Annotated in this window: 14 protein-coding genes; 11 read left to right on the forward strand and 3 right to left on the reverse strand. The window is 57.1% G+C overall.

The window, feature by feature from the left end; all coding sequences use genetic code 11:
• Positions 1 to 24 precede the first annotated feature (24 nt).
• Entirely contained in the window at positions 25 to 462 is a 438-nt protein-coding gene (locus tag MOP44_RS06270) for a MarR family winged helix-turn-helix transcriptional regulator (RefSeq protein ID WP_260795094.1), read from the forward strand.
• A 75-nt stretch (positions 463 to 537) separates the two neighbouring features.
• Here MOP44_RS06270 and MOP44_RS06275 read toward each other — a convergent pair whose 3' ends face one another.
• Positions 538 to 1,125 carry a peroxiredoxin-like family protein gene (locus tag MOP44_RS06275; RefSeq protein WP_260795096.1) on the reverse strand — a complete coding sequence of 196 codons (588 nt, stop codon included), beginning with the start codon at positions 1,123 to 1,125 and terminating at the stop codon, positions 538 to 540.
• A gap of 127 nt (positions 1,126 to 1,252) precedes the next feature.
• On the opposite strand from MOP44_RS06275, the gene MOP44_RS06280 reads away from it, so the two are divergent.
• The 5 genes from MOP44_RS06280 to MOP44_RS06300 all read left to right on the forward strand — a co-directional run bounded on the left by MOP44_RS06280 (position 1,253) and on the right by MOP44_RS06300 (position 5,674).
• Positions 1,253 to 1,909 (forward strand): TetR/AcrR family transcriptional regulator, encoded by a 657-nt coding sequence (locus tag MOP44_RS06280; RefSeq protein ID WP_260795097.1) that lies wholly within the window; start codon positions 1,253 to 1,255, stop codon positions 1,907 to 1,909.
• A 46-nt stretch (positions 1,910 to 1,955) separates the two neighbouring features.
• Entirely contained in the window at positions 1,956 to 2,756 is an 801-nt protein-coding gene (locus MOP44_RS06285) for a class I SAM-dependent methyltransferase (RefSeq protein ID WP_260795098.1), read from the forward strand.
• A 203-nt stretch (positions 2,757 to 2,959) separates the two neighbouring features.
• Entirely contained in the window at positions 2,960 to 4,165 is a 1,206-nt protein-coding gene (locus MOP44_RS06290) for a DUF1624 domain-containing protein (protein ID WP_260795099.1), read from the forward strand.
• Between the two features lie 308 nt (positions 4,166 to 4,473).
• A complete protein-coding gene (locus MOP44_RS06295) occupies positions 4,474 to 4,902 on the forward strand; it encodes a nuclear transport factor 2 family protein (RefSeq protein ID WP_260795100.1) in 429 nt (142 codons plus the stop codon).
• 124 nt (positions 4,903 to 5,026) lie between these two features.
• Entirely contained in the window at positions 5,027 to 5,674 is a 648-nt protein-coding gene (locus tag MOP44_RS06300) for a dihydrofolate reductase family protein (protein ID WP_260795101.1), read from the forward strand.
• 111 nt (positions 5,675 to 5,785) lie between these two features.
• Here MOP44_RS06300 and MOP44_RS06305 read toward each other — a convergent pair whose 3' ends face one another.
• Positions 5,786 to 6,481 carry a DUF1109 domain-containing protein gene (locus tag MOP44_RS06305; RefSeq protein WP_260795102.1) on the reverse strand — a complete coding sequence of 232 codons (696 nt, stop codon included), beginning with the start codon at positions 6,479 to 6,481 and terminating at the stop codon, positions 5,786 to 5,788.
• Positions 6,478 to 7,032 carry an RNA polymerase sigma factor gene (locus MOP44_RS06310; RefSeq protein WP_260795103.1) on the reverse strand — a complete coding sequence of 185 codons (555 nt, stop codon included), beginning with the start codon at positions 7,030 to 7,032 and terminating at the stop codon, positions 6,478 to 6,480. The genes MOP44_RS06305 and MOP44_RS06310 overlap by 4 nt, the downstream gene beginning before the upstream one ends.
• 284 nt (positions 7,033 to 7,316) lie before the next feature.
• On the opposite strand from MOP44_RS06310, the gene MOP44_RS06315 reads away from it, so the two are divergent.
• From MOP44_RS06315 to MOP44_RS06335, 5 genes are all read left to right on the forward strand, one after another.
• A complete protein-coding gene (locus tag MOP44_RS06315; protein WP_260795104.1) occupies positions 7,317 to 8,399 on the forward strand; it encodes a YncE family protein in 1,083 nt (360 codons plus the stop codon).
• Between the two features lie 67 nt (positions 8,400 to 8,466).
• The gene (locus MOP44_RS06320) at positions 8,467 to 8,952 is read left to right on the forward strand and encodes a DoxX family protein (protein ID WP_260795105.1); all 486 of its coding nucleotides are present in this window, start codon (positions 8,467 to 8,469) and stop codon (positions 8,950 to 8,952) included.
• 354 nt (positions 8,953 to 9,306) lie between these two features.
• Positions 9,307 to 11,970, forward strand: coding sequence for an ABC transporter permease (locus MOP44_RS06325; RefSeq protein WP_260795106.1), 2,664 nt, complete (start codon positions 9,307 to 9,309; stop codon positions 11,968 to 11,970).
• Positions 11,971 to 12,090: 120 nt separating this feature from the next.
• The gene (locus MOP44_RS06330; protein ID WP_260795107.1) at positions 12,091 to 12,822 is read left to right on the forward strand and encodes an ABC transporter ATP-binding protein; all 732 of its coding nucleotides are present in this window, start codon (positions 12,091 to 12,093) and stop codon (positions 12,820 to 12,822) included.
• Entirely contained in the window at positions 12,807 to 13,847 is a 1,041-nt protein-coding gene (locus MOP44_RS06335) for a hypothetical protein (protein ID WP_260795109.1), read from the forward strand. The genes MOP44_RS06330 and MOP44_RS06335 overlap by 16 nt, the downstream gene beginning before the upstream one ends.
• Positions 13,848 to 14,113 lie beyond the last annotated feature (266 nt).

The raw sequence follows: 14,113 nt of genomic DNA on the forward strand, positions 1-14,113 counted from the left end.
AGGCCTGCTAGGCTCTACTCTAACATGATTCCAAAGCTGCTGTCCCCACGCGAACTTCGTATCTGGCATGCCTTCATGCTTATGAACCAGGATGTGCTGGGGCGGGTTGACCGCGATATCGCGCAAGCAACGGGTCTTTCAGGACCGGAATTTGGCGTGCTCTCGCGGCTCGCCGGATGTGGCAAAGGTGAAATGCGGCAGCAGGGTCTTGCCAGCCTGATGGGCTGGGAAAAAAGCCGCCTTTCTCATCAACTGACTCGTATGCAGGAACGTGGGCTCATCCAACGCAAGGTAGTTGAGCGCGCCACTCACGTGGTACTTACCCAGACAGGGCGCGAGAAGCTGGAATCCGCTCGTCCAATCCACGCTGAATCCGTCAGACGCAATCTCCTATCGCGACTCTCAGCAGAGCAAATCGATACGCTCGTGCGAGTGAGCAACATTCTTGGTGATGAGGAGTAGGCGGGTCGATTCCCTCTCGGGTGCTTCATAAGGCCATGCGATCGCGGGGGATGGGGTAATGATTCATCAGATTACTCACACCAGAGCAGAACGAGCCGTCTCACTCCGAGCCAAACGAGCGAGATCGAGAACCTCGTCCAGCGACCATTGGTCGTAGGCGTGTGAGCCATACTTGCATGCGAGGATCATGCCGCTCGGTGCAATCAGAAAATCAGCGGGTAATCCGAAGCGCCCTCCGCCTGGATTGAGACTTGGCATAGGCATTTGCTTGCGCAGGACTTGACCAAAGCTGCGGATCACTCCTTGAAGGATTCGAACCCAGACACCAGGATGGAACAGTGCGCGCAATTCTGATTGCACATCAAATTGAGCGTACAGCCGCTTCTCGGGGTCCGCGATTACCTCGAATGGCAACCCTGCACAAAACTTGAGAAGTTCGTCTTTGGAGGAGTGAAACACAATTACTTCCCGAACAGAGGCTGCTGCGAGTTCGCGGTGCCTCGCGGCAAAGGAATGCAAGTGCAGGTCGCAGATTGGGCAACCTGCAAATCTTCTGAACTGGAGATGGACGAGTGCTTCCGAATCCGGGATCGCGACTTCCGCGGAACGGATGGAATTCAATCGCCGCTCCTTGACGACGGAACCCGCTTCTAACCGAGTCATTGCACAGCCTCCGAATATCTACCGAACACGGTGTCCAGTTCTGGACATCTGTCCGGGCACTTCATAAGATCAATTCGGGAGCAAGATGCTTTAGACAAATGCGGGTAAGCTGTGCGCTATTGAACAAATGAAGGCAAATCGTCCAGGACTCGGTCGCAATGGCAGAAACGCGGATCGGCGCGTCGCGCGAACCCGCGAGCTTCTGGAACAAGCTCTTCTTTCCCTGATCAAAGAAAAGCCTTTCGAATCCATCTCGGTGCAGGACATCATCCAACGCGCAAATGTCGGCCGAGCTACGTTTTACCTTCATTACGACAATAAGGAAGACCTGTTGGGCAGCGGCTTTTCTGGCCTGCAGGCGGAGCTACGGGAACGCCAGAAAGCACTAAGAGAGCGCGGGGGCGAATTCGACGAAAGACTCTTCGCATTCAGCTACCATCTTCTCGAACACGCTCACAAGCATCGCGAAGTGATCCCCGCAATGGTCGGTAAGCGAGGAGGTGCGGCAATTCAGCACGTCCTGCGGAAACTCCTCGCCGACTTGATGCGCGAAGAAGTAAAGGCAATGATCCACGAAAAGGGACCCGGATCCGTACCTGCGGAAGCAACTGTTGAGTTTCTATCGAGCGGCCTGTTTGGACTTCTCGTCTGGTGGCTGAACGGCAGAATGCGTCTTTCTGTGGAGGAGATGAACGAGGCTTTTCGAAAACTCGCCATTCCCGCGTTGAAGGCGTCTGCCGATCGACGCAGCAGAATTGACCGGCAAGGAAATGCACGGCCATAATTCCGATTCAACCTGCAACCAGTTGCATCTTTTAAAGGACTGACAAATGGAAGAAGGGCTCAAGCAACGTCAGTTCGGGCGGCAGGCCTTCGGCCTCGATCCCGCTGGCTACGATACAGCGCGGCCTGCATATCCGGCTTGGGTATTCGATTTCCTGTGCGAGCATTGTGGCCTTGCGCCGCAGACGGCAACATTCGAAATCGGCGCGGGCACAGGGACGGCAACCCGCCAATTGTTGAAATTGGGCGCAAGCCCTCTAATCGCAATTGAGCCAGACATTCGTCTGGCGACTTTCCTGCGGCGCACAAATCCGGACGCAGGGCTGAGTATCGTCAACATGCCGTTTGAAGATGCGCCGCTGCCGGAGTGCAGCTTCGATCTCGGGCTGAGTGCCACGGCCTTCCATTGGCTCGACGAAGATCTCTCCCTTGCAAAGGTCGCAAGGCTGCTCCGTCCGACCGCCTGGTGGGCGATGCTTTGGAATGTATTTGGCGATCACGATTATCCCGATCCCTTTCACGAAGCAACGAAATCACTTCTGGGGCCGCCATTGGGCCCCTCCGGCGGCACAAACGGAATGCCATTCGCACTCGATGTTGAAGCGAGGCTGACCGCCATGAAGCGAATTGACGCGTTTGACAGTATCGAACATCGGACGAGCAAATGGACCCTTGATCTTGATACCGAGCAGACATTAGAGCTCTACGCCACATACTCCAACATCAATATCCGCCCTGACCGGAACGAAGTACTCGATCATTTGCGTCGTATTGTGGTCGACGAATTCCAGGGCCGCGTCACCAGACATATGATCACCAGTTTGTACGTCGCTCGGCGAAGCAGATAGAACCCGCAATCGGACGGATCTCCGATTTGAATGAGCGCCGCTGCCCCAGCATTCCCAAATGGTCCAAAGAAGACTCTACAAAATGGCTCTACAAAGCATGCCAATTGCGAAGGTACTCTGTCCCCTAATAAACTTCGGCGGAATCGGCATCGCCCAATTCCTGTGCCCGCCCTACAAACTGCAAAGGAAACCCTGGAAGGCTGATGGAATCGATCGCTTCGAAAAAGACGCAGAATGTCCGTCTGACTAGCATCGATATGCTGCGGGGTCTGGTTATGGTGGTCATGGCCCTGGACCACACACGAGACTTCTTTCACCGTGAAGCCGCGCTGTTCTCGCCCACAGACCTCACCAGAACCTCGCCCGGACTGTTCCTCACCCGGTGGGTAACACACTTCTGCCTGCCGGTTTTCATGTTCTGTGCCGGAATAGGAGTGTTCTTATGGAAGCAGCGTGGACATACCAGCGGTGAGCTCTCCCGATACCTTTGTACCCGTGGCGTCTGGTTCGTGCTGCTTGAGCTCACCGTCATGCAGTTCGCCTACGACTTCAACTTCTCGATTCCGCCTCTGATCCTCTTGCTGATTTTGTGGATTTTTGGCATTTGCATGCTCGCCATGGCCGCGCTGGTTCATCTCCCGCTTCGACCGCTGCTCATCTTGAGTCTTGCCATCATCTGCCTGCACAATCTGCTCGACTCGGTTAACCCTTCGAGATTCGCCTCCGCCGTCTGGATCTGGAATCTTCTCCACAGGCCGGGCGTGATCCCCTTCGCAGGGCATCAGGCACTAATCACATACACGGTTTTGCCATGGATCGGCGTCATGGCAGCAGGGTTCTGCTTCGGCCAGCTCTACACGCTTGAACCAGCAATGAGGCAGAAGATCATGACGAGGATCGGTCTTGGAGCCTCGGTTGCATTCTTGGTGCTCCGGATGTTCAATCACTACGGTGATCCAGCGCCGTGGTCGGCCCAAAAGACGATCGGGCTGACGATTCTCTCTTTCCTGAATTGCACAAAGTACCCAGCCTCACTCGATTTCGTGCTGATGACCCTGGGCCCTGCCATCATGCTCCTCGCGTGTCTTGAACGATTCACCCCATCCGCTGTGAGCCCACTCGTCATTTTCGGGCGCGTTCCCCTTTTCTACTTCGTTTTGCATTTCTACCTGATTCATGGTTTGCTGGCTCTGATGTCGTTTGTTCGTTATGGTTCGGCGGCATCCCGATTTGTATTCAATCGACCGCCGTCGATGGGTGGCCCGGCGGTGTTCCCCACCGGCTTCGGTTACAGCCTGTTGGTTGTCTATTCCGTCTGGCTGGGCTTGTTGCTCGTGCTGTATCCGCTGTGCCGATGGTTTGCAGGAGTACGGTCGCGACGGCAAGTGTGGTGGATGAGTTACCTCTAGATGCGGGCCAATGGGCTGCGGCCTGGCGCGAATCGGCAACATGGATATCCGCTTCAACGGCTGGAAATCCGGTTCACCACAGGATTGACGGAAGGTTCTGCCACTACGAAACAATCACGAATAGGATGGGTTTGTGAAGACTTGAATCGGAGGGAATGATTGAAAGCAGGTTGTCTCATGTGTTGATGGTTCGAGATCTCTGCACTGACGCATCCTGAGAAGAGATAAAGAATATGAATGAACTTCCAGCGGTCGCGACTCTTTTCATAGCGCTGGTCCTGGGCTTGCAGCTACCTGCTCAAAGCAACGTGAAGCTCAATCATCAGCAGGCTGAGGATGCGATTGCACAACTGCGGGCAGCCTATGCAGCGTTCAACAGAGGTGATATCGATTCGGCGGTGCGGTTCCTTGACCCCCGTATTGAATGGATAGAACCGGCCGAATTTCCAGGCGGCGGAACCTATCTCGGTTTGGAGGGCGCCAAGCAATATCTCACGCAATCAAGAGCAGGCGCCGCGCAAGTGATCAGCGAGCCAGAACAGTTCATCACCTCGAAAGATCGCATCGTTGTCTTTGTGCATGCCAGAGTGTTGCCGAAAGGGAGCTCTACCTGGAGCGAGGCACGGCTTGCCGATGTCTACACATTTCGCGACGGACGCGCAACAAATATGCGCGCGTTCGCAAAAAGAGAGGATGCCCTCCGCTGGGCCGGCGTGACAGCATCGTCGAAACCGTAGCTCCTCTGGCGAAACCTAAAGTCACCGCGAAAGAGCAGCACTCTGACGCGACAGAAGAGTCGCAACATAACCGCTGAGGAACAAAACTCGCCCCACAATACAACTCATCACCAGGGAGATAAGAATGTCGAAGGTTCGTGTCGCAGGGTTTGGCGTTACTTTGGATGGCTTCAGTGCGGGAGTTGACCAGAGCTTGGAGGATCCGTTGGGCAAGCGCGGACCCGAGATTTTCCAATGGTTCTTCCATACGAATACCTTCCGTTCTATGCATGGCGGAGATGGTGGATCAGTTGGCGACATCGATGATCAATTTGCCCATGCGGCGATGGACAATTTCGGAGCGTTCATCCTCGGCCGGAACATGTTTGGTCCGGTACGTGGTCAATGGCCCGACGAATCCTGGAGAGGATGGTGGGGTGATAATCCGCCATACCACGCACCAACTTTCGTTCTCACTCATCACGAGCGAGCCCCGTTGGTAATGGAGGGCGGAACGACATTCTATTTTGTGACTGGAGGAATCGAAGAAGCATTGCAGCGCGCGAAGGAAGCCGCAGGCAGCAAAGACGTGAAGATCGGTGGTGGCGTTTCTACCGTGCGTCAGTATCTTAAGGCTGGTTTGATCGATTCCCTGCACCTTGCGTCAGTTCCGGTTCTACTCGGCCAGGGCGAAGCCTTGTTCCAGGGCTTGGATCTGTGTGCGCTCGGATTCCGGGTTACCGCCTCCAAGGCTTCGGAGTACGCGACTCACCTCACGCTCGAGAAGGTTTGAGAATTCTACGTGGGCCGACGTCTTTTGCGGATCTCAAGAACTGAATGAGAACCTGTGAGAGCGTCGGCCGACTGGTCCCTGATCGCGCGACATTTCATCCGAGGCGCCTGCTCATTGTGTTGCATCGCTCTGAGAACGCCACCCAATCATGGCTCCCAGGCCAGAACTCAGCAGCAGCACTCCGACATGCCACACCAGCAGATGCGCAGTTTGAAAGTTCGGGCAATGCAATTCCAGCATGGTCACGCCAGCGAGCCCTGCTAGCGTGCCGCTGACCAGGCCCGTAGTGCGCGCGTCCGTTGCAAAACCACGCCGGAGTGCAACCCGGGCCAGTAACGCGGCGAAAATTCCAGTGCCGGTTCCAAGTGCGAGGCACACTATACCCGCACGCCAGAAATGGGTCGTATGAAAGTCGCGGAAAAACAGAAACAGCACCGCCGCAATTGCGACCGCCGCTATTCCCAGCAGCGTGCCGGACGAGAAACGCCGCCGGGCCCCCGGGATGATCGTGCGCACCAGTTCCGGAGCCGCAACCAGCACGAGGATCGCCAGCACGGAGAACACTCCTGCGCGCGCCGCAGTATCCATGTGCCTCACACCAGGGAAGCCCAGCGAAGCCGCTGCTGCCACCGCCACTACCGCGTAGACAAAAACCAGTCGCGCAGCGAGTAGCCACATAGGAGGCAGCGGGCGCACCGGCCGCATCGATCCAGCCACCGAGTGGGCAATCCGCGAGAGTGTCTCCGCTCCCGGACCTTCCGGGACCTTGGCGTCGTGCAGTAATCGATCGAGTTCGCGGTCGTTCAACGTGACGCCTCCGTTTTATTCCCACTGAAGCCGAATGCCTGCCTCAGCTTCTTGTAAGCCCGATGCGCCTTCTGTTTCACCGACCCGACCGTCGCGGATGTCGCTCTGGCCACTTCTTCCAGCGAGAGGCCTTCCACCTTTAACATCTGCACAACTTCGCGTTCACCCGTGGAGAGCGGCGCAAGAAGCGCCTCAAGCCCGAACTCCTCCACCCGTCCCCCTGAGGTGTTCGTCATTTCTACGCTCTCTTCCAACACATCCTCTTTGGCCGTTGTCCGTATCGCCTTCCTGTAATGATCTACCCGCACGTGGCGTGCAATCGCATAGAACCACGCGAGCGCGGGCTCACCCTGCCGATACGTGTGCCTCACCCGATGAATGCGCAGCCATGTCTCCTGCAAAAGATCATCGGCCTCAGCGCGACTGACCTCCTGCACAGCAAAGAACCGGTGAAGCCTCGGGCTGACTGCATGAATCAGCGTCGTTGCCGCACTCGTGTCGCCCTGCTGATAAAGGGCCATAAGCGTTTCGATGTTCTCTTGCGCGTCCATCTGCGGTGCCTTTGCAATCTCTACCAGTACCGGCGCCGCTGCCGCAAGGTGATACGCGTTTGATCCCTTCTATTGGGATTCGTTCCGGAGCGCGAAAAAGTTACGGTTACCACCTCCAGCCTCTCTCCGTGCGACTACCCGGAATCTTTTTGGCGACCCACCGTAACTTTTCTCCCGCAGCAATCGAATCCTCATGCAGCAGACGTGCTCCGGGTCTCTGGCGACCTCATCAGGCGCCGCTCGGAGCGTCCCCACCTCACCTGCACCCTCGGAAGGAGATCCTCATGTTTTCTGAAACACCCCGCAAGTTCCCGTGCTCTCGCAGCCGGAACGGCATCGTTGTCGCTGCGCTGGCGTTTGGCGCCGTTTCAATGGCTATGAGCCAGGAACGCAGTCCCCTGATCCTCACCAGCACAAACGATCCTGCAAACAACGCCGTCGTCGTCTTCAAACTCGACACGCACGGAACCCCTTCCCTCTCCGCATCGCAAATCGTTCCGACGGGCGCGAAGGGCGGCGCATCCGGCAACGCCGGAATTCTGCAGTTCCAGGGCGAGTTCGGCGCCGTGGCCAACTTCGGCTCCAATTCCGTCACCCAACTCGTGCGTCGCGGCGATTGGGTCGCCCCCGCCCGAACCATCCAACTCGCCTCCGACTGCACCGGACCCGATTCCGTTGCGCTCAACCACGACGAAATGTATGTGGTGGGCGCCACTTGCGCCGAGAGCCATTCCTGGCCATCCGGACATCTGGACGGCGCCGTCGTGCCCCTCACCGACAACTCCGCCGGGCAGATCGTCGCGGGTAAAACCTGGGCGGCCGTCACCATGAAATCAGGAACCGTTCTGCAACTCGGATTGTCCGGCCATGAGCGCGAACTCAACGGATCCAGCAATGCCATCGATCTGCCCGCCGACGCAAACGACACGCCCCTGGGCGCGGCGTTCTGGGGTGACGTGCTCGGCTTCACCCCGGCCCACAGCCCGGACAGCTTTGCCATCGTCGATCCGGACCGCAATGTGTATCCGATTGCGGGCCCCTCGCCCGCGTTTCCCACCAACGCTCCCTGCTGGGTGGCCAAAGGCCCGAAGAGCCTCTGGTACACCGCGAACTCGCCGGGACATGCCATTTCCATCTTCTTCAGCGACAACAAAGGCGGCGCGTTCTACAAGTCCGTGCCAGTGCCGGGTGTTCCTACCGATATCACAGTCTCTCCTGACCAGAACTGGCTTGCTGTCATCTACACGGCATCAGGAGCAGCGCACGTGGCCGTATTCTCCATCGACAATTACGGCAACCTTGATCTCGCAGCCATTTCGCCGGCCGTCGGCGCAGCGCAGTTCAACGGTGTCGCCTTCAGCCAATAGGAAGCGTGGCCGGTTTGCACGGTCTCAAGCAAACCGGCCCGCCCCTCGACTCCCACGAATGGATGGAATGGATCTGAACATCGCTCATCGCGCCACACTTCGCAATGGACTCTCCCGCTATGCCGTACTGCCGCTTCGATTGATGGTCGGTTACGGCTTTGTCGCCCACGGGCTGGCAAAACTGAACAAGGGCCCCGCGGGCTTCGCTGCTATTCTGCACGCCGCCGGCGTACCCGCTGCGCACCTGATGGCCTGGGTCACAATCGCGGTTGAAGTTATCGGCGGATTTGCTTTTTTGCTTGGAGCGTTTGTCCCGCTCGTAAGCATTCCGGCCATCATCCTGCTCGTGGTAGCCATCGGCACCGTTCACTGGCCCTACGGATTCAGCTCCATCAAGTTGCTCGGCTACACCTCGGGGAGAGCTCAGTTCGGTCCGCCGGGATACGAATGCGACCTGCTGTACATCGTCTGCATCCTCACGCTCGCGCTCAAAGGGCCTGGCCCGTTCTCAGTGGATCGGCTGCTTCATCGCAGGCAATCAGCACGTGCGTGAAGGCGGTGCGGAAGCGTAGGGGTTCTGGCCTGCCTGACACTGAAGCTGAGAACCCGACTCCGTTTTGAGACTCCGAAACAAACAACGCCGGAATATGTCACCGAGTGGCGAATGCAGAAGGCGATGCAGTTACTGGGAGACTCGGCTGGAGGCATCAGTTAGACCTGGCACGCTTCCGACTTGGGGAAGATTCGATCTCCCTCGCGCACTAAGCACTCTCAGTGTGACGCTTGCCCTGTCCAAATATGGACACATCGACTCGAAACCGGACGCAAGAAGCTGGCGCACCTCTGTTCTGGCAAGGAAAAATGCAGCTCCTAGTGGACCCTGATTTGCATGCTACTCGGGGTGGTCTTGTCTCGAAGCCTTCCCCGAATCGGCAGGTCAGCGCGAGCCCTTGCTCGGGCGCCGGGACTGTCGTTCGCCCTTCTCCTCACCATTGCCCTTGGTGTGGGCAGCAATGCCGCCGTCTACGGATTTCTGCAGGGACTCACTCACCCCGATTCTCCGGTTCGCGGGGACCGGATCGTGTCGATCTTCACGCAAGATCGTTTCCGTGCAGCCGGCCCCCTCTCCTCTGAGGAGTACCGGAATCTTCAGAGCACAAAGGGGCTGTTTGATTGGGTTGGCGCGGCGCGAATCGAGCCAGCCAGAGCTACAATCGATCACCGCTCGGGGATAAGGACTGTCGCCGCAGTTACCCCGAGTTTGGCCGCTGTGTTGGCCTTCCCGCTGAACAGCGGTGTGGTGATCAGTCACCGTATCTGGGAAAACGAGTTAGGCCGCAGACAAGATGCGGTTGGCTCAAGCATTCGTATCGACGATGCCGATCTCAGAATTGATGGAGTCGCTCCGGAACGCCTGGATGGTTTCTATAACGACGAGCGTGTCGACCTCTGGATCGAATCAAGATCAGAGGACCCGCGGAGCGTCGGTGTTGGGCGGCACGATTTATGGGTTGTTGCGCGTCTTCGCCCCGGCGTTTCCGTGGCTAAGGCACAAGCCTCGCTTCGGTCAGGTTCTACCGGCCTTGGTAACGTGAGCGTCACTCTCTTCACGGGTATCGCGCCTGGCATGGCCCTCGGATTGGCGCGCGTCGGCATGTTTCTGAACTTCTCTGCGGCCGCAGTGTTCTTCATCGCTTGTATCAACGTTGCTTCGTTCCTCCTGGGCCGAGCGCTGAAACGAACCCATGAGACTTCTCTTCGCATTGCACTGGGCGCCACTCGATCAGAGCTGTTGGGGGACTTGTTCGCGGATAGCGCCATCCTCTCCATTGCTGGCGGCGCGATAGGTTTATGGTTGGGAATTCTGACCACCCACGCTCTTCCCGCTCTTCTCTTCAAAGAGGACGCAGAACAGCTCACCTTCGCCACCCATCTGCTCCCGATCTTCGCAGCCTCGTTGGCTTGCATCGGCATCACGATGGTCTGCGGAATGCTACCGGTCGTGGGTACCGTAACCGATCGCCCCTGGACTGTGCTTCAGCGCGAAGCCGGTTCGCCCTCGAAAGCAATCCAGCGCTTGCGCTCGGCTCTGGTGGTTGGACAAATGACGGCCTGTTGCACGCTCGTCATCTGCACGGCGCTTCTTCTGGCCGGACTGCATGAAGCGTTCGAGACGAGCGCCGGACATCGCCTGGGCGATCCGATTCTCCTCACCGTGCAGGCGCCGACGCGGCCTGACGGCCCGGAGATTGACTTCGGCTATTTCGGCCGAGTTGAGCAGGGCGCAAAGTCTGTTCCTGGTTTGTCGCCACTGGCATGGGCTGCACGGGTTCCCGGCAATCGACCAACGTGGCGGACCTTCAGAATTCAGAAGTTCTCTCAAAAAGATCGCCATGTTGCGATGGATATTTCCTGGCTTACACCGAGCTCTCTCCAATTGCTGACTAGCCCGCCGGCAGCCGGAAGGATGTTTGACCCAGCCGATCAGCGCGGCAGGGTTGCGATCGTAAACGAGGAGGCAGCCACTGAACTGTTCGGGCGGCAATCGGTTGGCGTAGCGATACGAGATTCCTCCGGATCGCAGATCGAGATCATCGGTGTGGTCAAGAGAAAGTCAACGGAGACGAGACAGCAAAGACGCCCCACGATCTACTACGGATTCATCAATCAAACTGAGGAACCGAGCACGATCAGGAACGCGGATTTTCTCGTTGCGCTTGCGCCTCCTGTAACGGGTATCGAGCTAAGCGCGAATGTCGCTTCGGCCAATTATTTCCGTGCTCTGGACATGACCACGATCGCTGGGCGGATCTTCAGTGACGATCGGATTGCCGGGCAGCCACGCGTGGCTGTGGTCAATCAGGAAGCAGCCGATCTCTACTTCGACCACAAGCCACTCGGCGCCGGAGTCATCGATGAGAGTGGAGTGAGAACTGAAATCATCGGAGTTGTCCGTTCACAAGCGGTGGGAACTTTTGAGCGGCACGGGGAACCCGCAATCTACTTTCCCATGTGGCAAGACTATCCTCCGCGAATGACGCTGATGCTCAAACATTCGAAGTGGAACGACAGCATGGCGGCGGGTCTTCGCAGCAGGGTTGAAAATGTGCCCGGTAACACTTTCGCTCCCACCATCAAAACACTGGCCACGCAGTTGGCTCAATCTGGCCTGGCAGGGTTGCGCGTTGCCACTCTGATCGGAGGCGTATCGGCGGTGACAGGTCTGGTGCTCAGTCTGCTTGGTTTGCTGAGCGCCCAAAGCGATGCGGAACGTCAGCGACAACGCGACCGAGCGCTGTGCATGGCCCTTGGAGCTCAACGCTGGCGCATCGTTTTGATGGTTCTAAGCACTGCGGTCCGGCTCGCCATTTTCGGCACCGTGATCGGTACCGCACTGTCTTTCGCACTCTTGAAATTCTTGATTGCTGGGATCACCGGAGTCGCGTCGCCGCCTGTCCAGGTTTGGCTGATCGCTCCGCTGTTGCCTGCAGCGGCGACAATGATAGCGAGCATGCTTCCCGCGCGACGCGCTTCCGTCCTCTCTCCTTCGGTGATCTTACGCGACAGTTGACGACCGCCTCGGTAGCCCCACGCTCGCATTCCACTCGGTTCGCGAGTCCGGCGTCCAACCGCTCCAGATAGCCGAATGTGATGTTTTCGTATGGTTAACTGAGTAGTGGGGAGCAAGACAGTGATCGACTGCAGAGCCGCGTCGAAGAGTTATGCCTCTCAGCCTGTTCTCCGAGGCATAGACCTGGTCGTAGAACCTGGCATTTGCGCCTTGTTAGGGGCTAACGGTGCTGGCAAATCCACGCTGCTGCGCTTGCTCTCCGGGCTAGAAGAGCCAGACGACGGTTCCGTGTTCATCGATGGACTGGGTTTCCGAGATCATCCAGTTGAAATCCGGCGGAATTTAGGTGTATTGCCCGAGGGGCTCGGGCTGTTCGAGTCTTTAACCATCATCGAAAACCTGATGGCAATCGGACCTATTTATGGGCTCACGAAAAGCGAAACGGCAGCACGGGCAACGAACCTATTAGGACTATTCGAGCTTACCCAAGGACGCCACACGGTTGCGCGAAATTGTTCGTTCGGCATGCGGAAGAAGACCGCCTTGGCTATGGCCCTCCTGCACAGACCGAAGGTCCTTCTGCTTGACGAGCCGTTTGAAGGCATTGATCCCTCATCCTCCGCGGTCATTGAAATGCTGCTTGGCCAACTCTCCAGCGATGGCGCTACGATCTTGCTCACCTCTCACATTCTGTCAATCGTGCAAAAGATAGCCACCCGCGTAGTCATTCTTCGCCATGGTCGCATTGAATCGGATTTCAACCCACCCACGATAAACGAGGAAGTTGAGGAGGTATATTTCAACATCGTTGGCAAGCCGCAGCCGGAGGTCTTGGATTGGCTCGGTTCCTAGCCCTCGGGGTTCTGTTGAAAAAACTGATGTTGAAGGAGCTGAGCAGCTTCTCCTCAGTACGCTTCAACAATCTTCTGTTCTGCATCGTTTTCATTATGTTCGCGAAAGGCGGAACTCCGAAAGTAGCATTCTGGAGCACGCTTTTCTTTCAAATCGTCCTTCTTGCGCCTTTGCTTGTTACTTTTTCCGTAGACACACAGCATAGGTTGCCCCCGGAGCGAGTCGCTACTTGGCCGCTGACCGGTACACAAACGCTCCTGCTCAGCTCAGTAAGTTTTGCATTCAATCCATTATTTATCGTGCTGTTTCTTGGCTACTTGTTCTGGATGGGCTTAGCCGCGGGTCTCTTTTTTCTTCTACTGGGACTCATCGTTCATGGGGCGGTATACGCCGTTGGCCGTCTCCCATTCAAAATAAGGACCCCTGCACACCTCAGCATTTCAAGGACGCCCTTGAAGGTCAGCGGAATCGCGCAAGCGACATGGCGGGAGATGCTGGGGACCCTCGACTTCTGGGCCGCGCTGTTGATAGCGGTTAGTGGAACTTTGTATCGACTGTTTGGGAGTGCACCAGAGCCCGAAGCATTTCCGATGCTCTCGTTATTCGTCGGTATTGCAATGAGCACGATCGGGCAACGCATGCTCCGCCTGGATGAAGGGCGCGCGTTGTTGCGCTATCGTCTCCTGCCGATAGCAGGTTGGAAGCTGCTCGTTACGCAGGACATGACTTTCCTGATCCCGCTTGCCATCATGGTTTCACTCCTGAGTCTACGAACAGGCGTTGCATTTGGCTTGGTCGCGATCGCAGTCGGACGATATCCATCGCTGAGACAGCGGTCCGGCCAACGTAGATGGCGTTTCGTTGGAGGAGATCCACGTTTCGGCGTAGCACAGGTTTTCCTGGGCGGATTAGCTGGAATCGGAGCAGCAAGGGCGGGACTCTGGGTCGTGCTCGTCGCCTTCGCCATCTATGTGATTTCCATCTTCTGCGGCGAGCTGCTTTGGAAACGTACCCTGTCTCTATAGCCGAATAACACAATTCTGATAGAGCTGTTCCAGCAGCGCCGATGCGAGTGGAGCCCAAGGGGAGTATCTGTTCCCGGAGTGGCAGGCCAGGGCCCGGAACAAGCTCAAGAATTATCGAGCCCTTCAACCGAGTCCGTCCGCAGGTCCGCGCAGCGAGTGCCCACCACCCGTGATCACCATCACAGACTCAGCCCTCAAATTCGCTTAGCCTGCTTAGTGAGTCGTGGTGTGCCTGGCAGAAACGGGGAACCGAAGTGGAGTAACTA

This window comes from Occallatibacter riparius, assembly GCF_025264625.1.
Lineage (GTDB): Bacteria > Acidobacteriota > Terriglobia > Terriglobales > Acidobacteriaceae > Telmatobacter > Telmatobacter riparius.

Excerpts from the sequence above, each read along its gene's own strand:
- MOP44_RS06270 (WP_260795094.1), top strand. The coding sequence starts at position 25 with ATGATTCCAAAGCTGCTGTCCCCACGCGAACTTCGTATCTGGCATGCC.
- MOP44_RS06275 (WP_260795096.1), bottom strand. The coding sequence starts at position 1,125 with ATGACTCGGTTAGAAGCGGGTTCCGTCGTCAAGGAGCGGCGATTGAAT.
- MOP44_RS06280 (WP_260795097.1), top strand. The coding sequence starts at position 1,253 with ATGAAGGCAAATCGTCCAGGACTCGGTCGCAATGGCAGAAACGCGGAT.
- MOP44_RS06285 (WP_260795098.1), top strand. The coding sequence starts at position 1,956 with ATGGAAGAAGGGCTCAAGCAACGTCAGTTCGGGCGGCAGGCCTTCGGC.
- MOP44_RS06290 (WP_260795099.1), top strand. The coding sequence starts at position 2,960 with ATGGAATCGATCGCTTCGAAAAAGACGCAGAATGTCCGTCTGACTAGC.
- MOP44_RS06300 (WP_260795101.1), top strand. The coding sequence starts at position 5,027 with ATGTCGAAGGTTCGTGTCGCAGGGTTTGGCGTTACTTTGGATGGCTTC.
- MOP44_RS06310 (WP_260795103.1), bottom strand. The coding sequence starts at position 7,032 with ATGGACGCGCAAGAGAACATCGAAACGCTTATGGCCCTTTATCAGCAG.
- MOP44_RS06315 (WP_260795104.1), top strand. The coding sequence starts at position 7,317 with ATGTTTTCTGAAACACCCCGCAAGTTCCCGTGCTCTCGCAGCCGGAAC.
- MOP44_RS06320 (WP_260795105.1), top strand. The coding sequence starts at position 8,467 with ATGGATCTGAACATCGCTCATCGCGCCACACTTCGCAATGGACTCTCC.